20 protein-coding genes are annotated in these 22725 nt (G+C 52.7%); 11 read left to right on the top strand and 9 right to left on the bottom strand.

Going from position 1 to position 22725, the window contains the following annotated elements; genetic code table 11:
* The first annotated feature begins 107 nt into the window (after positions 1-107).
* From ACERJC_RS15890 to cueP, 4 genes are all read left to right on the top strand, one after another.
* Positions 108-1478, top strand: a complete 1371-nt coding sequence (locus tag ACERJC_RS15890; protein ID WP_373672048.1) for an MFS transporter — start codon at positions 108-110, stop codon at positions 1476-1478.
* Positions 1479-1735: 257 nt separating this feature from the next.
* Entirely contained in the window at positions 1736-2026 is a 291-nt protein-coding gene (locus ACERJC_RS15885) for an HTH-type transcriptional regulator (RefSeq protein ID WP_373672047.1), read from the top strand.
* Between the two features lie 272 nt (positions 2027-2298).
* Positions 2299-2511 (top strand): transcription antiterminator/RNA stability regulator CspE, encoded by a 213-nt coding sequence (cspE, locus tag ACERJC_RS15880; protein WP_004126446.1) that lies wholly within the window; start codon positions 2299-2301, stop codon positions 2509-2511.
* A gap of 179 nt (positions 2512-2690) precedes the next feature.
* Complete coding sequence (gene cueP, locus ACERJC_RS15875; protein WP_178827603.1) at positions 2691-3230, top strand: copper-binding periplasmic metallochaperone CueP; 540 nt, start codon at positions 2691-2693, stop codon at positions 3228-3230.
* 77 nt (positions 3231-3307) lie between these two features.
* On the opposite strand, the gene glyS is transcribed toward cueP, so the two are convergent.
* The 3 genes from glyS to ACERJC_RS15860 form a co-directional block, all read right to left on the bottom strand.
* On the bottom strand, positions 3308-5437 hold the full coding sequence (glyS, locus tag ACERJC_RS15870; RefSeq protein ID WP_373672046.1) for a glycine--tRNA ligase subunit beta: 2130 nt from the start codon (positions 5435-5437) through the stop codon (positions 3308-3310).
* Positions 5438-5446: 9 nt separating this feature from the next.
* Positions 5447-6358 carry a glycine--tRNA ligase subunit alpha gene (gene glyQ, locus ACERJC_RS15865; protein ID WP_042323214.1) on the bottom strand — a complete coding sequence of 304 codons (912 nt, stop codon included), beginning with the start codon at positions 6356-6358 and terminating at the stop codon, positions 5447-5449.
* 96 nt (positions 6359-6454) lie between these two features.
* Positions 6455-6760, bottom strand: coding sequence for a YsaB family lipoprotein (locus tag ACERJC_RS15860; RefSeq protein WP_152400531.1), 306 nt, complete (start codon positions 6758-6760; stop codon positions 6455-6457).
* A 177-nt stretch (positions 6761-6937) separates the two neighbouring features.
* On the opposite strand from ACERJC_RS15860, the gene ACERJC_RS15855 reads away from it, so the two are divergent.
* A complete protein-coding gene (locus tag ACERJC_RS15855; RefSeq protein ID WP_373672045.1) occupies positions 6938-7933 on the top strand; it encodes an acyltransferase in 996 nt (331 codons plus the stop codon).
* A 114-nt stretch (positions 7934-8047) separates the two neighbouring features.
* Here ACERJC_RS15855 and yiaB read toward each other — a convergent pair whose 3' ends face one another.
* The 3 genes from yiaB to xylA all read right to left on the bottom strand — a co-directional run bounded on the left by yiaB (position 8048) and on the right by xylA (position 11435).
* On the bottom strand, positions 8048-8389 hold the full coding sequence (gene yiaB, locus ACERJC_RS15850; protein WP_152400534.1) for an inner membrane protein YiaB: 342 nt from the start codon (positions 8387-8389) through the stop codon (positions 8048-8050).
* A 167-nt stretch (positions 8390-8556) separates the two neighbouring features.
* Positions 8557-10011: a xylulokinase gene (xylB, locus tag ACERJC_RS15845; protein ID WP_152400536.1), complete on the bottom strand. Its 1455-nt coding sequence runs from the start codon at positions 10009-10011 to the stop codon at positions 8557-8559.
* A 101-nt stretch (positions 10012-10112) separates the two neighbouring features.
* Positions 10113-11435 carry a xylose isomerase gene (gene xylA, locus ACERJC_RS15840; protein WP_373672044.1) on the bottom strand — a complete coding sequence of 441 codons (1323 nt, stop codon included), beginning with the start codon at positions 11433-11435 and terminating at the stop codon, positions 10113-10115.
* Positions 11436-11798: 363 nt separating this feature from the next.
* Between xylA and xylF the strand changes: the two genes are divergently transcribed.
* From xylF to xylR, 4 genes are all read left to right on the top strand, one after another.
* Positions 11799-12791 carry a D-xylose ABC transporter substrate-binding protein gene (gene xylF, locus ACERJC_RS15835; RefSeq protein ID WP_042998578.1) on the top strand — a complete coding sequence of 331 codons (993 nt, stop codon included), beginning with the start codon at positions 11799-11801 and terminating at the stop codon, positions 12789-12791.
* 78 nt (positions 12792-12869) lie between these two features.
* The gene (locus ACERJC_RS15830; RefSeq protein ID WP_373672043.1) at positions 12870-14411 is read left to right on the top strand and encodes a xylose ABC transporter ATP-binding protein; all 1542 of its coding nucleotides are present in this window, start codon (positions 12870-12872) and stop codon (positions 14409-14411) included.
* Positions 14389-15570 (top strand): xylose ABC transporter permease XylH, encoded by a 1182-nt coding sequence (gene xylH / locus ACERJC_RS15825; RefSeq protein WP_152400541.1) that lies wholly within the window; start codon positions 14389-14391, stop codon positions 15568-15570. Before ACERJC_RS15830 ends, xylH begins: the two co-directional genes overlap by 23 nt.
* 83 nt (positions 15571-15653) lie before the next feature.
* Entirely contained in the window at positions 15654-16832 is a 1179-nt protein-coding gene (gene xylR / locus ACERJC_RS15820) for a D-xylose utilization transcriptional activator XylR (RefSeq protein ID WP_152400543.1), read from the top strand.
* 49 nt (positions 16833-16881) lie between these two features.
* On the opposite strand, the gene ACERJC_RS15815 is transcribed toward xylR, so the two are convergent.
* Complete coding sequence (locus tag ACERJC_RS15815; RefSeq protein ID WP_178826323.1) at positions 16882-17706, bottom strand: protein bax; 825 nt, start codon at positions 17704-17706, stop codon at positions 16882-16884.
* A 316-nt stretch (positions 17707-18022) separates the two neighbouring features.
* Between ACERJC_RS15815 and malS the strand changes: the two genes are divergently transcribed.
* Positions 18023-20053 carry an alpha-amylase gene (gene malS / locus ACERJC_RS15810; RefSeq protein ID WP_373672042.1) on the top strand — a complete coding sequence of 677 codons (2031 nt, stop codon included), beginning with the start codon at positions 18023-18025 and terminating at the stop codon, positions 20051-20053.
* Positions 20054-20226: 173 nt separating this feature from the next.
* On the top strand, positions 20227-21480 hold the full coding sequence (gene avtA / locus ACERJC_RS15805) for a valine--pyruvate transaminase (protein ID WP_152400549.1): 1254 nt from the start codon (positions 20227-20229) through the stop codon (positions 21478-21480).
* A gap of 34 nt (positions 21481-21514) precedes the next feature.
* On the opposite strand, the gene ACERJC_RS15800 is transcribed toward avtA, so the two are convergent.
* Both ACERJC_RS15800 and ACERJC_RS15795 read right to left on the bottom strand, forming a co-directional pair.
* Positions 21515-21988: a 4Fe-4S dicluster domain-containing protein gene (locus ACERJC_RS15800; RefSeq protein WP_152400551.1), complete on the bottom strand. Its 474-nt coding sequence runs from the start codon at positions 21986-21988 to the stop codon at positions 21515-21517.
* Between the two features lie 240 nt (positions 21989-22228).
* Entirely contained in the window at positions 22229-22636 is a 408-nt protein-coding gene (locus ACERJC_RS15795; protein WP_226991609.1) for a winged helix-turn-helix domain-containing protein, read from the bottom strand.
* Positions 22637-22725: the final 89 nt, after the last annotated feature.

Below are 22725 nucleotides of genomic sequence, written 5' to 3'. Positions count from 1 at the left end.
CGATTACCGAATAAACGTTCGATAATCGCACAATTAATCCAAACGCTAGCGGTGGAGAAAATAAAAACGCCCTCTGTCCCCCGCGTGGCTTTCGCAGGAATGACCGCATGACAAACAGAACAACTGATATTCAAGCGTTTATTAACGAGCATCCATTTTCAAAATACCAGTGGATGATCCTCGTGCTGTGTTTTGTGACCGTCGCGATGGACGGGTTCGATACCGCAATTATTGGGTTCATCGCCTCCGATCTCGTTCAGGAGTGGGGGGTTGAAAAATCCGCACTCGGTCCGGTCATGAGCGCTGCGCTGGTCGGTCTCGCCGTGGGGGCGCTCACTGCGGGTCCACTGGCCGATCGTATCGGTCGCAAAAAAGTCCTGATCATGTCGATTCTGGTGTTTGGCGGCTTCAGCCTGCTCACCGCCTTTGCCGGCACGCTGAACCAACTGACGGCACTGCGCTTTTTAACCGGTCTGGGCCTGGGGGCGGCGATGCCCAATGCCGCAACCCTGATGAGTGAATATGCGCCTGAACGCCGTCGTGCGCTGCTGGTGAATCTGATGTTCGTCGGATTCCCGATTGGGTCGTCGATGGGCGGGTTTATCTCCGCCTGGCTGATTCCGCATTACGGCTGGCAAAGCGTGCTGATCCTCGGCGGCGTGATGCCGTTGGCGCTGGCGGTGGTGCTGATCTTCCTGCTGCCAGAATCCGCCCGTTATCTGGTCGTAAAGAACAAATCACAACAGCAGATAGGCACTATTCTGCGCCGTATCGCCCCGCTGCCGGAAGCAACGCACTTTGTCCTGCGTGAAACCGGCCAGATTAAAGAGAAATCGGCACTGGGCGTCATCTTCTCGCCGCGTTACGCGCTGGGCACGGTGATGCTGTGTCTGACCTACTTTATGGGATTGCTGATCTTCTATCTGCTGACCAGTTGGCTGCCGCTGCTGATCCGTGAAACGGGGGCCACGCTGAGTCAGGCGTCCATCATAACCGCCCTGTTCCCGCTGGGCGGCGGGATTGGCGTCCTGGTGCTGGGTGCGCTGATGGACAAATTCAACCCGAACAAAGTGGTCGCGGTCGGTTGGTTGCTGACCGGGGTGTTCGTCTGCCTGGTAGGGTTCTCCACCAGCAGCCTGGTGCTCATGGGGGTGATGGTCTTTATCGCCGGGACGATCATGAATGGCGCACAATCGTCCATGCCCGCGCTGGCGGCAGGTTTTTACCCCACGCAGGGCCGTGCGACCGGCGTGGCATGGATGTTAGGTCTGGGCCGTTTTGGTGGCATTCTCGGTGCGTTTAGCGGTGCCTTCCTGATGCAGGCACAGCTCGCGTTTGAAACCATCTTCACATTCCTTGCGATTCCGGCACTGGTTTCCGCATTTGCCTTAATGGTGAAATACTGGGCAAGTAAACGCCAGCTCTCTACTTCCTCAACACTGGCAGAATCGCCGACTCACGCCGCGCAAAAAGCCTGATCTCCCCTTCCTGGCAGGTAACAACCTGCCAGGAAATAGTCAGATTTTCGTAATCTTTACAATTCTCTCTGTCACGCGTGATATAGCGCCCGTTATCAGATCTTTAGCAGGCTACTCATCCGCCTTCCCCTCGTCGCTGAAACGAGTCTTTCTCTCCCCTGAAAATGTGACGCCCTCCATACTTTCTCTTTTGCGACTATTCTTAACTGGCTTCGATGAAATTCACGATCCCGCAGTGTGATTTAGAGGAGTTCTCAATGGAATCTAAAGATCCTATGTTTGAGCTGCTGAGCAGCCTGGAACAAATTGTTTTTAAAGAAGAATCATCAAGAATCACCCTGACAAATAAGCCAAGCCCCTTTAGCGAAGTTGAACAGCTACGACGAGGGAGTGGACTTAAAACAGATGATTTCGCCAGAGCGTTAGGCGTAACGGTTGCACTGGTACAGGAGTGGGAATCAAGACGCGTTAAACCCTCCAGTACGGAATTGAAGCTGATGCGCCTGATACAGGCTAACCCGGCATTGAGTAAGCAGTTGATGGAGTAGTCGACAATGATTAATGAACGGTCCTGATACAGGGCCGTTTTCTGACCACTTAACCCACCAGGAGCAAAATAACAGTTGCATCAACTGGCGTTACATGAGTTAATGCGTCCCACGGTTTGACGTACAGACCATTAAAGCAGTTTAGTAAGGTAGTCCCCTTCAAGAGTTATCGTTGATACCCCTCGTAGTGCGCATTTCCTTAACGCTTAAAAAATCTGTAGAGCACGCCATATCGCCGAAAGGCACACTTATTTTTTAAAAGGTAATACACTATGTCCGGTAAAATGACTGGTATCGTAAAATGGTTCAACGCTGACAAAGGTTTCGGCTTCATCACTCCTGACGATGGCTCTAAAGACGTGTTCGTACACTTCTCTGCTATCCAGAACGAAGGCTACAAATCTCTGGATGAAGGTCAGAAAGTTTCCTTCACCATCGAAAGCGGCGCTAAAGGCCCGGCAGCTGGTAACGTAACCAGCCTGTAAGCTTACATAAGCTCAGAATTCAAGATCCCTGCCAGACGGCGGGGATTTTTTTTATCTCTCTCCCACCTTTTGCCATCCCCATTCCCCTTCTTTGCATTACTTTACCTGTCCAGGCTTTGACCTTTCCCTAAGGGTAAGCTTTATAGTAAAAACCTTGTTTTACACATGGAATTGACACTATGTCCAGACTCCCTTTGTTCCTTACGTTAGGTTTACTCGCCAGCAGCACCGCATTTGCTGCATCACCAGAAGCCGCGTTCCTTGCCGAACATGGTCTTGCCGGTAAGTCAGTCGAACAGATCGTGGATACCATCGATCAAACGCCACAGTCCCGTCCGCTACCGTATTCGGCTTCCATCACCAGTACCGAGTTAAAACTCGCCTCTGATGGGCAGATGTATACCCTGCCGCTGGGCGAAAAGTTCTATCTCTCCTTTGCGCCTTACCAACAACAGACTCACCCGTGCTTTAACCACAGCCTTTCCGGCTGTCAGGGTGAAATGCCGGATACCACGTTCAACGTTAAAGTGACGGATAAGAAAGGCGATGTGTTGATTCAGAAACCCATCAAAAGCTATCAGAACGGGTTTATCGGCGTCTGGTTGCCGCGCAACATCGAAGGGACAATAGAAGTGAGCTACAACGGCAAAACGGCGTCACACGCGATTGCCACGAAGGATGACAGCCAGACCTGTCTGACAGAACTGCGGCTGCAGTAAGCGCGCTGACTGCTCTGTCCAAACTGTACCCATAAAAAAACCTGCCCGGAGGCAGGTTTTTATTGCTGGCGCCACGCTTATTGCAGCAGCGAAATATCCGCTACGCGCAGGAACAGCTCGCGCAGTTTTTCAAGCATCGAGAGACGGTTAACGCGCAGCTCTTTATCCTCAACGTTCACCATCACTTTTTCGAAGAATAAATCAACCGGCTCACGCAGTTCAGCCAGTTCCACCAGCGCGTCCTGGTAACGACCTTCGGTAAAGTACGGTTCAAGCTTGTCACGCAGCACGACAACCTGCATCGCCAGCGCGATCTCTTCCGGCTCTTTCAGCGTCGCGGCGTTAACACGCTCGTTCAGCGTCTCATCAGACTTCGCCAGAATGTTGGAAACACGCTTGTTGGCAGCCGCCAGCGCAGAGGCCGCTTCCAGAGTGCGGAAGTGGGAGACCGCCTTCATACGCGCATCGAAATCTGCCGGGCGAGTCGGACGACGCGCCAGTACCGCCTGGATGGTATCCACCGTGTAGCCTTCATCCTGATACCAGGCGCGGAAGCGGCCGAGCATGAAGTCGATGACGTCATCAACGACGTTAGCGTTGGTCAGCTTGTCACCGTACAGACGCACCGCTTCTTCGGTCAGCGTCTGCAGGTCGAGGTTCAGGTTCTTCTCAACGATAATGCGCAGCACACCCAGTGCAGCACGACGCAGGGCGAACGGATCTTTATCTCCTTTCGGGTGCTGACCGATACCGAAGATACCCGCCAGGGTATCCATCTTGTCCGCAATCGCCAGTGCGCAGGCAACCGGGTTAGACGGCAGGTCATCACCGGCAAAGCGCGGCTGATACTGTTCATTCAGAGCAACAGCGACATCTTCCGCTTCACCATCGTGACGGGCGTAGTGCATGCCCATCACGCCCTGGGTGTCGGTGAACTCGAAGACCATGTTGGTCATCAGGTCACATTTCGACAGCAGGCCCGCGCGGGTAGCATGGTTAACGTCTGCGCCAATCTGACCGGCAATCCAGCCCGCCAGCGCCTGAATACGATCGGTCTTGTCGCGCAACGTACCCAGTTGCTGCTGGAACAGCACGGTTTGCAGACGCGGCAGATTGTCTTCCAGACGTTTTTTACGGTCGGTATTAAAGAAGAACTCGGCATCCGCCAGACGCGGGCGCACCACCTTCTCGTTACCGGAGATGATTTGCTGTGGATCTTTCGATTCGATATTCGCAACGAAGATAAAGTTCGGCAGCAATTTGCCGTCGTTGGCGTAGACCGGGAAGTACTTCTGGTCACCTTTCATGGTGTACACCAGCGCTTCAGAAGGTACCGCGAGGAATTTCTCTTCGAATTTCGCCGTCAGTACGACTGGCCATTCCACCAGCGAAGTCACTTCTTCCAGCAGACTTTCGCTCAGATCGGCATTCCCGCCAATGGTACGCGCCGCGTCTTCCGCATCCGCTTTGATTTTGGCTTTACGCTGTTCGTAGTCGGCAATGACCTTACCGCGCTCCAGCAGGATCTGCGGATACTGGTCGGCATTGTCGATGGTAAATTCCGGCTCGCCCATAAAGCGATGGCCGCGAATGACGCGATCGGACTGGATACCCAAAATGGTTGCCGGAATGACTTTGTCGCCCAGCAGCAGGGTGACGGTGTGTACCGGACGCACGAAGTGCACGTCACTCGCCCCCCAGCGCATCAGTTTCGGGATCGGCAGATTTTTTAGTGCTTTATCAATTATTCCAGGAAGAATATCGGATGTATTCTTAGGCTCATTGCGAATCAAAGCATTCAGCTTTTCCTCTTTTCCATCATATGCTTTTGATATAAGTAAATCATAATCTCCATTGATTTCATCAATAGTATATTCTTTTGAATTATCAATGACCTGTGATGATATTTTGGAGACAAAAGCCATCCCTGCTTTTGTCAAAACCCCAGTTGGAGACAAAGCAATTCTTGACGGAGGGCCCCACAACAAATTTTCATTATTGAGTTGCTGTGTTGCTAGTCCAGTGAACTTACACGCCAACCTTCTTGGTGACGCATACCACTGACAATTGTCTGGGTCGTTAATCACAATTCTTTCGGCATTCAGCCCAGATACGATGTTATTGAAGAAATTCTCCCCCAGGTCACGCAGGGCTTTTGGTGGCAGCTCTTCAGTGCCGATTTCCACCAGGAAAGTTTTCTCAGACATGGCCGCCTCTTATTTGTCTTTATTGCACATCGGGAAGCCGAGGGCTTCACGGGACGCGTAGTAAGCTTCTGCCACCGCTTTGGTCAGGGTACGAATACGCAGAATGTAGCGCTGACGTTCAGTGACGGAGATGGCCTTACGAGCATCCAGCAGGTTGAAGCTATGGGCGGCCTTCAGAATACGCTCGTAGGCAGGCAGCGGCAGTGGGGTTTCCAGCGCCAGCAGTTGCTGCGCTTCTTTCTCGTACTGCTCAAAGCAGGTGAACAGGAAGTCCACATCCGCGTATTCGAAGTTGTAGGTGGATTGCTCCACTTCGTTCTGATGGAACACGTCGCCGTAAGTGGTTTTACCCAACGGGCCGTCGCTCCAGACCAGGTCGTAAACGCTGTCTACGCCCTGAATGTACATCGCCAGACGTTCCAGACCATAGGTGATTTCACCGGTGATCGGCTTACATTCCAGTCCGCCAACCTGCTGGAAGTAAGTGAACTGCGTCACTTCCATCCCGTTCAGCCACACTTCCCAGCCCAGACCCCAGGCACCCAGCGTTGGGTTTTCCCAGTTATCTTCCACGAACCGAATGTCGTGAATGGTGGGGTCCATGCCCAGCTCTTTCAGCGACCCGAGATACAGCTCCTGGATGTTGTCCGGAGAGGGCTTAATCACCACCTGGAACTGATAGTAGTGCTGTAAACGGTTTGGGTTTTCGCCGTAGCGTCCATCAGTGGGACGACGAGAAGGTTGCACATACGCGGTTGCCATCGGTTCTGGCCCCAACGCGCGCAGGCTGGTCATCGGGTGCGAGGTACCTGCGCCCACTTCCATGTCCAAAGGTTGAACAATGGTGCAGCCCTGGCGAGCCCAGTAATCCTGTAATGTCAGGATCAGGCCCTGGAAGGTCTTGGTATCAAACTTTTGCATAGTATTTCGTGCTGGATACGTGTGGTTTTAAAAGGAAGGGATCAGTATACCCGCTGACTGCAAGATATACAGTACGAAACGGGAAAAAGGCAGGACTCAGCGCATGGAAAGATGTAAAAACTGCCCATCCGCGTCAAAAGAGCAGACAAAACTCTCTTTACGGAAGGTAGCACCGCGCATCTCATAACTCCCCTGAAATTGTTCAAAGCCCGTGACATCAATTTTCTGCGTGCCGGTGTTATAGCGTCGCGCGGCCTGATCCTTGCACAACGCTTCCATATCCAGCGTGCGCGTGGGGCTGACTTTCGCTTTCTGCGCCTTTTGCATCGGCGGTTGTTGAGAGGTTGTACATCCTGCCAGCAGAAGCATCACCATTGCTGGAAAGAAAGATTTCATCATCATTTTATTACCGCCTAATTTACTGATCAGTCTTATTATTATTACGTTCGGTGTGGCAGACGCATTTTGCGAATCTCATCGGACCATCACAAGCTTTAGTGTAAAAACTCAGATTAATCCAGCGAGACAGGCTGACAAAATGTGAGTCAGAGCATTTTTGAAACGAAAACAGAGGAACTGATGCAGCCCAAAATTTTCTGGATTGATAACCTGCGAGGGATCGCCTGTCTGATGGTGGTGATGATTCACACTACAACCTGGTACATTACAAATGCACAGAGCGTCAGTTCCGTTAACTGGGATCTTGCCAACATACTGAATTCGGCATCCCGCGTCAGCGTACCGCTGTTTTTTATGATTTCGGGCTATCTCTTTTTTGGCGAGCGCAGCGCGCAATCGCGCCATTTTTTACGCATCGCGCTGTGCCTGCTGTTCTACAGCGCCGTCGCCCTGCTCTACATCACGCTATTTACCTCGATTAACGCCGGACTCTCCTTAAAAAACCTGCTGCAAAAGCCGGTGTTTTATCACCTGTGGTTTTTCTTCGCGATTGCCGTAATCTACCTGGTCTCACCGCTGATTCAGGTAAAAAACGTCAGCGGCAAAATGCTGCTGGTGCTGATGGTGGTCATTGGCATCCTCGCCAACCCAAACACCGTGTCGCAAAAAGTGGGCGGGTTCGAGTGGCTCCCCATTAATTTGTATATCAACGGCGATACCTTTTACTACATTCTGTACGGAATGCTGGGGCGCGCCATTGGCATGATGGAGACGCAAAAAAGTGCGCTTTCCTGGCTAAGCGCGGGGCTTTTCGTGGTTGCGGTGTGGGTCATATCTCGTGGGACGCTGCATGAATTGCAGTGGCGCGGTAATTTTGCCGATACCTGGTATCTCTATTGCGGGCCGATGGTTTTTATCTGCGCCGTCGCACTGCTTACTCTGGTCAAAAACACGCTGAACACGCAAACCGTCCCTGGCCTGGGATTGATCTCCCGCCATTCGCTCGGCATTTATGGTTTTCATGCGCTCATTATTCATGCGTTACGCACTGGCGGACTGGACATCAAACGCTGGCCACCGCTGGATATACTGTGGATCTTTAGCGCCACCCTCGCAGGCAGTTTACTGCTTTCAATGCTGTTACAACGACTCGATACGCGCAGACTGGTCAGTTGACGTTGAAATGCCCGGTCTTTTGAACCGGGCATTGGGGGGAAATTAGACCGAACGCCGTTTCAGGCGGCGAAGCAGATAGCAGACCAGACAGCACCACAGCAATGTGATCTCCTTTTATTTAACCCGAACCACGCGTACGAATCCCTGCAAACTCACGCACAGCGCCACGAGATAGACTGCCCGTTCACTCAGCGAAAGCGGCGCATTGATAATCCCAACCAGAAATAAGCCAAGCGTAATCAGCGCCACCATTTGACATGTGGAGACAAAGCGGTCGTCGAGTTGCTCGCGCATAGCCTCACGCAGATAAACGTACGTAACAAACATTGCGGTCACCAGGATACTGAGAAAATAGCCCTTTCCGCTCAGTGACGGACATGCCATCCATAAGCCGATAACGTAAGTCGATATGCCGGAAATGAGCAACAACCATGAAATCAACGTTGAGCTTTTCACTGAGTCCCCTTATCCAATAGGGGATCAGAGTAGGGACAACCCCGTAAAGACAACAACGAAAAATAGTGTCAGCAGGAGAATTCAGAATTCATTCATGCGATTAATCTATTATTTTGATTTTCTTATCGATTAGATAAATCCCTCCTGCGACCAGGAGGGATTCAGGCTCAGGACATGAGTGGAAGTAATTGCTGATAAAGACGACGGAAGATTTCGCGGCGCTGTTGATAAACGCTATGACGTTGCGCATCGGGCATATGCGTCTGCTCAAGCGAGAGTTGTGGCAACAGTTCCACTAACGATCTCTCCGGGTTCATCGCTATTTGCGCCAGACGGGCGGCGCCCAGCGCCGGCCCCACGTCGCCACCGGTGCGATAATCCAGTTGCAGACCGCTGATATCCGCCAGCATCTGCCGCCAGTACGCGCTGCGTGCACCACCGCCGATCAGCGTGATGCTACGCGGCTTAACGCCACAGGCGTGTACCACGTCCATCCCGTCAGCCAACGCATAGCCCACCCCTTCCAGCACCGCGCGCGCCAGTTCAGCAGGCCCATGCTGATGGGTCAGACCAAAGAAAACGCCTTTCGCCTGAGGATTGTTATGCGGCGTACGCTCACCTGAAAGGTACGGCAGAAACCAGATGGGGTCTGCGGCATCATCAGCCTGCTGCGCCGCATCAATCAGCGCCGGCACCGTCACCAGACCGGTTAACGTCGCCGCCCAGTCCAGACAGGAGGCCGCACTTAACATCACCGACATCAGATGCCAGCGCTCAGGCAACGCATGGCAAAAACTGTGTACCGCGCTTTCGGGCTTGCTCAGGAAACCGTCGCTAACGGCAAAATAGACGCCGGACGTCCCCAGAGACAGCATGGCCTGATCGGCGTTGAACATTCCCACGCCCACCGCACCTGCGGCATTGTCGCCACCACCCGCAACAACAGAAACCGCAGGCATATCCCACGCCATTGCGACATCAGGCAGCAACCTGCCGGTAATCTCACTCCCTTCGAATAGCGCAGGCATATGGTCACGAGTCAGGCCACAGGCATTCAACATCACGTCACTCCAGTCACGTTTTTCCACATCCAGCCACATCGTTCCCGCGGCATCAGACATGTCGCTGGCAAACTCACCCGTCATGCGTAAACGCAGATAGTCTTTTGGCAGCAGCACTTTCGCTACCTGGCGGAAAACCGCAGGCTCGTGACGCTGTACCCACAGCAGCTTCGGTGCTGTGAATCCAGGCATCATCAGGTTACCGGTGATAGCCCGCGACTGCGGCACCATTGACTCCAGCAACGCGCACTCCTCGCCACAGCGTCCGTCATTCCACAGAATGGCCGGTCGCAGTACCTGCTGCTGGCTGTCGAGCAACGTCGCGCCGTGCATCTGCCCGGCAATCCCCAGCGCTTTTACTTTGCTTAATGAATGCTGTTTGCCCAGCGCCTTCAGGGCGCGGTCCGTCGCCAGCCACCACTGTTCGGGATCTTGTTCCGACCAGAGCGGATGAGGACGGGAGACAGTGAGTTTTTCCGTTTGCGATGCGACCACCTCGCCTTGCTCATTGAGCAAAATCGCTTTCACGCCCGAGGTGCCAAGATCGATCCCGATATACATAAAGTGGGTTCCTTAAACTGAAAATGCCCGGTGACACAATGCTCACCGGGCCTGTAAAAAACAACCGACCGGGAAAGCACTGCGTCACCCGGTGACGTCGATTACTTATCGAACAGGTAATAATTCACCAGGTTTTCCAACTGCTCCTGATGGCCGCTCTGATGTACCGGTGCCAGGTTGTGCTGTTCAGCATAATGCGCCAGTTCGCTTAGCGACATCTGTCCTTTCAGGATCTGCTGACCCAGTTCGCTACTCCAGCCGGCATAACGCTTCGCGACGCGCTTATCCAGTTCGCCACCCTCAATCATGCGTGCCGCGATTTTCAGCGACAGTGCCATCGTGTCCATCGCGCCGATGTGGCCATAAAACAGATCGTACTTATCTGTACTCTGACGGCGCACTTTGGCGTCAAAATTCAGACCACCGGTAGTGAAACCGCCCGCTTTGAGAATTTCATACATCACCAGCGCGTTCTCTTCTACGCTGTTCGGGAACTGGTCGGTATCCCAGCCCAGCTGTGCGTCCCCCCGGTTGGCATCCACAGAGCCGAACAGACCCAGCGCAATTGCCGTCGCGATTTCGTGGTGGAATGAGTGGCCCGCCAGCGTCGCGTGGTTAGCCTCGATATTCAGTTTGATCTCTTTTTCCAGACCGAACTGCTTGAGGAAGCCGTAAACGGTCGACGCATCATAGTCATACTGATGCTTGGTCGGTTCCTGTGGTTTCGGCTCGATCAACAGCGTGCCCTGGAATCCCGTTTTGTGTTTGTGCTCAACCACCATCTGCATGAAGCGGCCAATTTGCTCACGCTCCTGACGCAGGTCGGTATTGAGCAAGGTTTCGTATCCTTCACGTCCCCCCCACAGCACATAGTTTTCACCGCCCAGTTTGTGCGTGGCATCCATCGCTGTCACCACCTGAGTGGCCGCCCAACTGAAGACTTCCGGATCCGGGTTCGTGGCCGCCCCGGCGCCATAACGTGGGTTGGTGAAACAGTTTGCCGTGCCCCATAGCAGCTTCACGCCGCTCTGTTCTTGCTTCTCAGCCAGCACATCCACCATTTGAGCAAAGTTATTTTTGTACTCTTTTAGCGACGCGCCTTCCGGCGAAACATCAACATCGTGGAAGCAGTAGAACGGAACATGCAGCTTGTGGAAGAACTCAAACGCGACATCAGCTTTACGCTTCGCCAGCGCCAGCGCATCGCCCGGTTGCTGCCACGGACGATTAAACGCCCCAACACCAAACATATCAGCCCCGTTCCAGCAGAAGGTGTGCCAATAGCAGGCCGCAAAACGCAGATGATCTTCCATCCGTTTGCCCAGAACGATCTCATCAGGATTGTAATGACGGAATGCTAACGGATTAGTGGATTGGGAACCTTCATAACGAACGCGATCGAGTTGGTCAAAATATGCCTGCATAATGAACTCCATAATCAGGAAATACGGCGGTGATAGGTCATGCCGTAATATTGGTCACTCTATTCCCGTTGCTCAATTATGTTATTTCACACTGCTATTGAGAGAATTCACAAGTGTGCGCCACCTCGCAAAATAAAAATATCCATTTGCAAAAAATGGGTACTCTGCTGGCATAAATGCAACATCCAGTCCCCACGGTAAAAAGTAAGATCCTGGTCATAATTCAGGAAATAAACCAAATTTCGTAACCGCAAGATAAAAATCTGTAATTGTCTTCCCCGTATGAATTGCTAAATTCTGCAACGTCTTATGCTGTGATTGTTACTTTTATTGTTGCTCCCTCTAACAAAAGGCATCACGATTATGAAGATGAAGAATCTCTTACTCACTGTCTGCACCTCCCTTTTGCTTACCAGCGTGGCGGGACATGCCAAAGAAATTAAAATCGGCATGGCGATTGATGACCTGCGCCTCGAGCGCTGGCAGAAAGATCGCGATATTTTCGTCAGCAAAGCCGAATCGCTTGGCGCTAAAGTCTTTGTGCAATCCGCGAACGGGAATGAAGAAACCCAGATGTCGCAGATTGAAAATATGATCAACCGAGGGGTGGATGTCCTCGTTATTATTCCTTATAACGGACAAGTATTAAGTAACGTGGTTAAAGAGGCGAAACAGGAAGGTATTAAAGTTTTAGCTTATGACCGCATGATCAATGACGCTGACATTGATTTCTATATTTCATTTGATAACGAAAAAGTGGGTGAGTTACAGGCTCAGGCATTAGTTGAGCGCGTCCCTCAGGGAAATTATTTTCTGATGGGCGGTTCGCCGGTCGATAATAATGCCAAACTCTTCCGCGCCGGGCAGATGAAAGTCTTAAAACCGTATATCGATTCCGGAAAAATAAAGGTGGTGGGCGATCAGTGGGTTGACGGTTGGCTGCCGGAAAATGCGCTGAAAATAATGGAAAACGCCTTAACCGCGAACAATAACAACATTGACGCGGTTGTCGCCTCCAATGACGCAACGGCAGGCGGGGCGGTTCAGGCGCTCAGTGCGCAGGGGCTTTCAGGGAAAGTGGCGATTTCAGGTCAGGACGCCGACCTTGCGGGTATCAAACGCATTGTCGCAGGAACACAAACCATGACCGTCTATAAGCCGATTACGCTGCTGGCCAATACCGCCGCCGAAATCGCCGTAGAACTGGGCAACGGACAGCAACCTAAAGCCGACGCTACGTTAAACAACGGTCTGAAAGATGTCCCTTCCCGCTTATTGACGCCGATTGACGTTAACAAAAACAACATCAATGAGACCGTGATTAAAGACGGATTCCATAAGCAGAGCGAACTGTAAGCGCAGCGCCCCGGCAACCGCTGAGGGCGCGCATTTCCCATCATGCCGGGATCTCTCATTGGCTACTGCGGAGTCGCTATGTCCTGTCTACTTGAAATGAAGAACATCACCAAAACCTTCGGTGTCGTCAAGGCGATTGATAACGTCAGCCTCAGACTGAATGCCGGTGAAATTATTTCATTATGCGGCGAGAATGGCTCGGGTAAATCGACGCTGATGAAGGTACTGTGCGGTATTTATCCCCATGGTAGTTACGAAGGTGAAATTGAATTTGCCGGAGAAACACTGCAGGCCAACCATATTCGTGATACCGAACGCAAAGGAATTGCCATCATCCATCAGGAGCTAGCACTGGTTAAACACTTAACCGTGCTGGAGAATATTTTCCTCGGCAGCGAAATAAGCCGTCATGGCGTGCTTGATTACGACATGATGACCCTGCGCTGCCAAAAATTGCTCAATCAGGTCAGCCTGGCTATTTCTCCCGATACCCGGGTAGGCGATCTGGGACTTGGTCAGCAACAACTGGTTGAAATTGCGAAAGCGCTGAATAAACAGGTGCGCCTGCTGATTCTGGACGAGCCGACAGCGTCACTCACCGAGCAGGAAACGACCGTGCTGCTGGAGATCATCCGCGATCTGCAACAGCACGATATCGCCTGCATCTATATTTCACACAAACTGAACGAAGTGAAGGCCATTTCCGACACGATCTGCGTGATCCGTGATGGCAAGCATATTGGCACCCGCGACGCGGCTGGCATGAGCGAAGACGATATCATCACCATGATGGTTGGTCGCGAGCTCACCGCACTCTACCCCAGCGAACCTCACACCACGGGTGAAGAGATTTTACGCGTTGATCATCTCACGGCCTGGCATCCCGTCAATCGCCATATTCGGCGCGTGAATGACGTCTCCTTCTCGCTTAAGCGCGGTGAAATTCTGGGGATCGCCGGTCTGGTGGGCGCAGGACGCACAGAACTTGTTCAGTGTCTGTTTGGCGTATGGCCCGGACGCTGGGAAGGTGAAGTCGTGATTGACGGCCAGGCCGTCAATATCCGCAACTGTCAGCAAGCCATCGCCCACGGGATCGCCATGGTCCCGGAGGACCGTAAGCGCGATGGCATTGTGCCGGTCATGGCGGTGGGGAAAAACATTACTCTCGCCGCGCTCGATCAGTTTACCGGCAAGGTGAGCCAGCTAGACGATGCTGCCGAACACAAATGCATCCTCGAATCCCTGCAACGTCTGAAAGTCAAAACCTCCTCTCCTGAGCTGGCGATCGGACGTCTGAGCGGCGGGAATCAACAAAAAGCGATTCTGGCGCGCTGCCTGTTGCTCAACCCGCAAATTCTCATCCTTGATGAGCCCACCCGGGGTATCGACATCGGCGCGAAATATGAAATCTACAAGCTCATTAACCAGCTCGTTCAGCAGGGCATCGCCGTTATCGTCATCTCGTCGGAACTGCCCGAAGTTCTGGGGCTCAGCGACCGCATTCTGGTGATGCACGAAGGAAAACTGAAAGCCAACCTGGTCAATCATAACCTGACGCAAGAGCAGGTGATGGAAGCCGCTTTGAGGAGCGAACATCATGTCGAAAAACAATCCGTCTGAAGTCAAACTCACCGCCCCACTGACGGGCGTTTTTCCCGGGGTTAAATCGCTAAATCTCCAGGTGTTCGTGATGATCGCGGCCATCATTGTGATCATGCTGTTCTTTACCTGGACAACGGACGGTGCGTATCTCAGCGCACGTAACGTCTCCAACCTGCTCCGCCAGACCGCGATTACGGGGATCCTGGCGGTCGGCATGGTGTTCGTCATCATCTCAGCGGAAATCGATCTCTCTGTCGGTTCCATGATGGGGCTGCTGGGGGGCGTCGCGGCTATCTGTGACGTCTGGCTGGGCTGGCCGCTGCCGTTTACCATTATTGTAACGCTGGCGCTGGGGTTACTGCTCGGCGCCTGGAATGGCTGGTGGGTCGCCTACCGCAAAGTCCCGTCGTTTATTGTGACTCTGGCCGGGATGCTGGCGTTTCGCGGTATCCTGATCGGCATCACCAATGGTACAACCGTATCGCCGACCAGTTCTGCTATGTCGCAAATTGGGCAAAGCTACTTATCCAATGGGTTGGGCTTCACCCTCGGCGCGATCGGTTTGATGGCGTTTATCGGCTGGCAGTGGCGTGGACGCATGCGTCGGCAGTCCCTGGGGCTCGGTGCCCCGGCATCAACCAGCGTCGTGGGTCGCCAGGCGTTGACCGCCATCATTGTGTTAGGTGCCATCTGGCTACTGAATGATTATCGCGGCGTGCCGACGCCCGTTCTGCTGCTGGTGTTCTTGCTGCTCGCCGGGATGTTTATGGCCACGCGAACCGCATTTGGCCGACGTATTTATGCCATCGGTGGCAATCTGGAGGCCGCCCGTCTTTCCGGCATTAACGTCGCGCGGACCAAGCTGGCGGTATTTGCCATCAACGGTCTGATGGTGGCGATTGCCGGGCTTATCCTCAGTTCGCGTCTCGGTGCCGGGTCGCCATCGGCGGGAAATATCGCTGAACTGGATGCCATTGCCGCCTGCGTCATTGGCGGAACAAGCCTGGCTGGCGGTGTCGGCAGCGTCGCAGGCGCAGTCATGGGCGCATTTATTATGGCTTCTCTGGACAACGGAATGAGTATGATGGATGTCCCAACGTTCTGGCAGTACATCGTGAAAGGTGCAATTCTGTTGCTGGCAGTGTGGATGGATTCGGCGACAAAACGCCGCGCCTGAACTGCAGAAAAATAGGGCTATTTTCATGCCGGTCACACCTGTCCGGCATTGTCGTTTATGAAAGATTGAGCAGAGACAGAAACATGTTTGATAAACGTCACCGTATTACCCTGTTATTTAATGCCAACAAAGCCTACGACCGTCAGGTTGTGGAAGGGGTCGGTGAATATCTACAAGCCTCGCAATCCGAATGGGACATCTTCATAGAGGAGGACTTCCGCGCCCGTATTGATAACATCAAAGAGTGGTTAGGTGACGGCGTTATTGCTGACTATGACGACGACGAGATCGCGCGATTGTTAGTTGATGTCCATGTGCCCATCATCGGTGTCGGAGGCTCCTATCATCTGGCGGAAAATTATCCCCCCGTCCATTACATTGCCACCGATAACCATGCCCTCGTTGAAAGCGCCTTTCTGCACCTGAAAGAAAAAGGTGTCAACCGTTTTGCCTTTTACGGCCTGCCCGCCTCCAGCGGAAAGCGTTGGGCTGCTGAACGCGAGCATGCCTTCCGCCAGTTGGTGGCGGAGGAAAAGTATCGTGGCGTGGTGTATCAGGGACTGGAAACCGCGCCGGAACTCTGGCAACACGCACAGAACCGGCTGGCAGACTGGCTGCAAACCCTGCCGCCACAGACGGGCATTATAGCGGTCACCGACGCTCGCGCCCGTCATGTGCTTCAGGTCTGCGAACACCTGCATATTCCGGTACCCGAAAAGCTGTGCGTCATTGGCATTGATAATGAAGAACTGACCCGCTATCTGTCACGGGTTGCGCTGTCGTCGGTGGCTCAGGGCGCAAGGCAAATGGGATATCAGGCGGCAAAATTGTTGCATCGCCTGCTGGCAAATGAGGAACTGCCGCTTCAGCGCATTCTGGTCCCTCCGGTACGCGTCGTTGAACGCCGTTCGACAGACTATCGCTCCCTCTCCGATCCCGCCGTCATTCAGGCGATGCACTATATCCGTAACCACGCCTGCAAAGGCATTAAAGTGGATCAGGTTCTGGATGCGGTCGGAATTTCACGTTCTAATCTGGAGAAGCGGTTTAAAGAAGAAGTGGGGGAGACCATTCACGCGGTGATCCACGCGGAAAAGCTGGAGAAAGCGCGCAGCCTGTTGATTTCCACGACGCTGTCGATCAACGAAATCTCGCAGATGTGCGGCTATCCTTCGCTGCAATATTTCTATTCTGTCTTTAAGAAAGAGTACGACACTACGCCGAAAGAGTATCGCGATCTGAACAGTGAAGTGTTGGTGTGATGCGGTAAGGTAGAAACAAAAACGCCTTCTTTGCAGAAGGCGTTCGGGATTACATATGAGCTGCGATTAATCGCTGGTTATCCTGGTACATCGCGAACAGATAGTTGTTGTAACTCTGTCCCTTCGTTGAATAACCCTTCAGCTTATGAATCATCGCCGTCGCCGTCACTTCCTGATCCGCTTTACGCAGCTGTGCGCGCGATTTACGGAAAGAGGCGTAAGCCGGATGCGTGTTCAGGTTGATCACATAAGCGTTGACCGACTCTTTGACGGAATCGAACTGAGAGTAACCTTTCACTTTACCTGGCGCATTGTTACAACTCCCTTTCGCACACTTCATGCCGAACAGGTTGTTATTGCTACGCGCAAGCTTAGAGGTACCCCAACCGCTTTCTGCCGCCGCCATCGTCGCCACCATACTGGTCGGGATAATGTCTACGCGTTCCAGCAACGTATTCCACGGAATGCTCCGCGTGTTGCCAGACCATTTCACCTTGTAGCGCTTCGCGATGTCTTTCATACGCGTACGCTCGGTCGGTGACCAACGGTTCTGATACTGCTTTGAGATCAGCCAGTTACGATCGGCCGTGATCGCAGCATTTTGACTGGTAATATAAGGCATAACGGTCCGGAGAAACGCTTTTTTTCTTGGTGTTCCGGAAGGGTATTTTCGCAAATCAGGAAGTGAACTGCTCTTTGCACTATTGCGAGAATACTCTTGTTTACTGCTTACCTGTTTATGACTTGTCTTGGTTACGTGGGACTTCTGACTCGATGTTGTTGTGTGCGTCTTTGCCAGCACCTCACCCGAAAATACCATAGTGAGTAACATAAGAATCATTGCCCCATATCGTCGCATGGGAGTCAATATCATTAGGTCTCCTGGTCGGATTGAATCATTCCAACACCTTTTATTTTTCACAATTTTGAGATTCGAATCTCAAATCATATCAAAAATAGCGATCAAGAGCACCCTAATGAATAGGCCAATTCCGAAACCGTGTCACGCATAAACTATCCCGCGAGGGACTAATTCGAAAGATTTGTGGTGGTTATCGCAAATCAAGGCTATTTTTTGCCCTAAATCACTCATCCGTACCCCTCATCCTGATTGAATGCGGTTGAAGGATGAGTTTCATCAGCGGGTTCTCAGGCAAACTGATTAAAATCGCCGCAAAAAGGACCGCATCATGAAACTTGCCGCCATTGCCCTCGCGCTGCTGCCAGGTATCGCGAGCGCCGCAACATGGACGTCTCAGGGCTTCCCCGCCTTCACCGCCGAGGGAACCGGTAAGTTTGCCAGCCACGCCGAGCTGACTAAGGGTACACGCTCATTAACGCTAAATTTTGACCAACAGTGCTGGCAGCCGGCTAACGCGATAAAGCTCAATCAGATGCTTTCGCTGATCCCGTGCGAAGGCGCCCCGCCGCAGTGGCGTCTGTTCAAAGACGACAGTTACACGCTGGAAATCGATACCCGCTCTGGCACGCCAACATTGATGATTACGGTGCCGCGCGAGGCCAAACCGACAGCAGATGTGGTGCGCCAGTGTCCGACGTGGGAGGGTTCGCCACTGACGTTAGAGGTCGCACAGACCTTCCCGGAAGGCAGCGTGGTGCGCGATTTTTACAGCGGACAGACCGCCATGGTTAAAAACGGACGAATAACCCTGCAACCCGCTCCGGCCAGTAACGGTCTGTTACTGCTGGAACGGGCAGAGACCGATGCGCCTGCTCCGTTCGACTGGCACAACGCCACGGTCTATTTTGTGCTGACCGACCGTTTCGAGAACGGCGATCCCTCGAATGACCAGAGTTACGGTCGCCATAAAGACGGCATGGAGGAAATCGGCACGTTTCACGGCGGCGATTTGCGCGGTCTGACCCGCAAACTGGATTATCTGCAACAGTTGGGCGTGAATGCGTTGTGGATAAGCGCGCCGTTCGAACAAATCCATGGCTGGGTGGGCGGCGGCACAAAAGGCGATTTCCCGCACTATGCCTATCACGGTTATTACACCCAGGACTGGACCACCCTTGATGCCAACATGGGCAGTGAGGACGATCTGCGCGCGTTGATTGACGGCGCACATCAGCGCGGGATCCGCATTCTCTTTGATGTGGTGATGAACCATACCGGCTACGCGACGCTTGCAGATATGCAGGAATATCAGTTCGGCGCGCTCTATCTTTCTGGCAATGAGCTGAAAAAAACGCTCGGCGATCGCTGGACAGACTGGAAACCCGCTGCCGGACAAAGCTGGCACAGCTTCAATGATTACATCAACTTTAGCGATAAGGCCGCCTGGGAAAAATGGTGGGGGAAAGCGTGGATCCGTACTGATATTGGCGATTACGACAACCCTGGCTTTGACGATCTCACGATGTCGCTGGCTTTTCTGCCGGATCTGAAGACCGAGTCGACGATCCCCTCCGGCCTGCCGGTGTTTTATCAACACAAAACCGATACACGCGCGAAAGCCATTGAAGGCTACACGCCCCGGGATTATCTGACCCACTGGCTGAGCCAATGGGTGCGCGATTACGGTGTCGATGGATTTCGCGTCGACACCGCGAAACACGTCGAACTTCCGGCCTGGCAACAGCTAAAAACGCAGGCCAGCGCGGCGCTGGTGGAGTGGAAAAAAGCCAACCCGGACAAAGCGCTCGATGATAAGCCGTTCTGGATGACCGGCGAGGCCTGGGGCCACGGCGTGATGCAAAGCGATTACTATCGCCACGGCTTTGACGCCATGATCAACTTTGACTATCAGGAGCAGGCTGCAAAAACAGTCGATTGCCTGTCTGGTATGGATCTCACCTGGCAACAGATGGCGGAAAAATTACAGGGTTTTAATGTGCTGAGCTACCTCTCTTCGCACGATACTCGCCTGTTCCGCGAAGGTGGTGATAAAGCGGCTGAGTTGCTGTTGTTAGCCCCCGGTGCCGTTCAAATATTCTATGGTGATGAATCCTTACGGCCTTTCGGTCCTACGGGTTCCGATCCGTTACAGGGCACGCGTTCAGATATGAACTGGCAGGATGTCAGCGGTAAATTAGCCGACAATGTCACCCACTGGCAGCGCCTCGGTCAGTTCAGAGCCCGACATCCGGCCATCGGCGCAGGCCGACAAACCACGCTCTCACTCAAACAAGGGTACGGTTTCGTGCGCCAGCACGGCGACGACACCGTAATGGTCATCTGGGCAGGTCAGCGCTAACGTGAACCGGCGTCTGAGGGTTGAAACCCCTCAGACATCACAGAATAAAACGCCACCTTTATGAAAATTATAAGCGTAAAACGCCAAAACACGCATTTCAGCTCGATTTGCACCCTGCCAGTGCTAGCGTTAAGGTAACCCACTTCGACTCAGCGTTTGACAGACCATCCGTTATGACATTTTCACTTTTTGGCGACAAATTCACCCGCCATTCAGGCATTACCCGCCTGATGGAGGACCTCAATGACGGTTTACGCACCCCTGGCGCAATCATGCTGGGCGGCGGAAATCCGGCACAAATCCCGGCGATGCAGGATTACTTCCATACACTCCTGACTGAGATGCTGGAAAACGGCAAACTCACTGATGCGCTTTGCAATTATGACGGTCCGCAGGGGAAAACCGAGCTGCTGACCGCGCTCGCTTCGCTACTCCGTGAGAATCTGGGTTGGGATATCGAACCGCAGAATATTGCACTAACAAACGGCAGTCAGAGCGCATTTTTCTACTTGTTTAATCTTTTTGCTGGCCGTCGCGCCGATGGGACCACCAAAAAGGTGCTATTCCCTCTTGCACCGGAATACATCGGCTATGCGGATTCCGGGCTGGAGGAGGATCTGTTCGTCTCGGCGCGACCGAATATTGAACTGCTGCCAGAGGGCCAGTTCAAGTATCACGTTGACTTTGAACATCTGCACATTGGCGAAGAGACCGGGATGATCTGCGTCTCCCGACCAACCAATCCGACGGGTAACGTCATCACAGATGAAGAGCTGATAAAACTCGACACGCTTGCCAACCAGCACGGTATTCCGTTGGTGATTGATAATGCCTATGGCGTACCGTTCCCGAGTATTATTTTTAGCGAAGCGCGTCCGCTGTGGAATCCCAACATTGTGCTGTGCATGAGCCTCTCCAAGCTGGGCCTGCCTGGCTCGCGCTGCGGCATCATCATCGCCAATGAAAAAATCATCACGGCTATCGCCAATATGAACGGTATCATCAGCCTCGCGCCCGGCGGGATTGGACCGGCGATGATGTGCGAGATGATTAAGCGCAACGACCTGATGAGACTGTCAGAAACGGTTATCAAGCCGTTTTACTTACAGCGCGTTCAGCAGACTATTGCGATCATCCGCCGCTATTTACCTGAAAATCGGTGCTTAATTCACAAACCTGAAGGGGCGATTTTCCTCTGGTTGTGGTTCCAGGACCTGCCCATCACCACCGAACTGCTCTACCAGCGCCTGAAAGCACGTGGTGTGCTGATGGTACCGGGACATTACTTCTTCCCGGGGCTCGATAAGCCCTGGCCGCACACGCACCAGTGTATGCGTATGAACTATGTTCCCGATCCGGAGAAAATTGAAGCTGGGGTAAAAATTCTGGCTGAAGAGGTAGAACGCGCCTGGGCGGAAAATCAATAACGCTGTCCCGGCCCAACCAGGCCGGGTGACGCGCTTATAAAGGCTGAGCGTGTAAACGCTGGCGTTGCACGCTCGCCGCATCCAGACAATTCAAGGCCCCCGTCGGGCAAGCCTCTACGCAGGCAGGTCCCGTATCACGATGCCAACAGAGATCGCATTTCACTGCCTGTACGCGCGAGGTTTGCGCGACGACGTTCATTGCGCCGAACGGGCAAGCCAGCATGCAACTTTTGCAGCCAATACAGTGCGCCTGTTCAACAAAAATATGTCCACGATCGCGACGAATGGCCTGGGTCGGGCAGACATTGGCACACGGCGCATCTTCACACTGGTGGCAGGCAACGGCGGTGGTGAACGTATTTTCCTTAATAACCCGGATGCGTGAGACAAAATGTCCTGCTGACACCGCGGCACAGTCCTGATTCTCCTGATGCGAGACCACGCATGCGACTTCGCAGGTACGACAGCCAATACACTTTGCCGCATCCGCCATGATAAACCGGTTCATTGCTCCCTCCCTCCGCCGTAAAACCACAGAGTGCCAGAGAGAATGACGCGGCTGCCTTGATCAAACAAGGGAAATGGTCGAATTTTGTCAGATGCCTGAAACGTTCAGGGGATTCGCCTTATGTTTGCGACTCGTTTTCTGCCTGACATATAAAAAAAACCCTGGGCGTTGACGTCCAGGGATAATAATCCGCAGGCGACATCACGCTACGGAATAAGCTGGCACTCGATTGAGTGATACCTATATTTGATAATCTGCCTCATCTACCACACTGTAGAGCGGTTGAATATTATCCAGTGCCAGTATGTATCCGCTTCCTTTTACGCTGACGATGGAATGCTGGGGTAATCCCAGCAAATATAATTTGTTGTTGAGATTTTTTACCATCGTAGACAAACGCTGTGTCGAAGCACTTAATTCATTTTTTTCCCAGACGTTGACGAGTAACTCATCTTTTGAAACATAATGGGTCCGGGCGTTCAGTAAAAGATAAACAAACAAGCGTAACATCGTGTGGTTAAAAAATACGCCACCAAATGCAATTACACTGTCCATTTTATTTACCGGAAGCCTGAAAATTCTCGACTCATTGATGTCAAAAAATATTTCCCGACCTATCATAAATCCATGTAACTGGTATTCCATCATTACATACTCACGTTTTACTGAACTATCGATAGCTAAACATGTGTAAGTCCTTGTAGATATTGTCTTACGCAAGTTTAAAAAAAATAGAG

The organism is Citrobacter telavivensis (assembly GCF_041807075.1).
Lineage (GTDB): Bacteria > Pseudomonadota > Gammaproteobacteria > Enterobacterales > Enterobacteriaceae > Citrobacter_A > Citrobacter_A telavivensis.
Note: the sequence above shows the minus strand (reverse complement) of the source record. Positions and strands in the feature narration are given on the sequence as shown.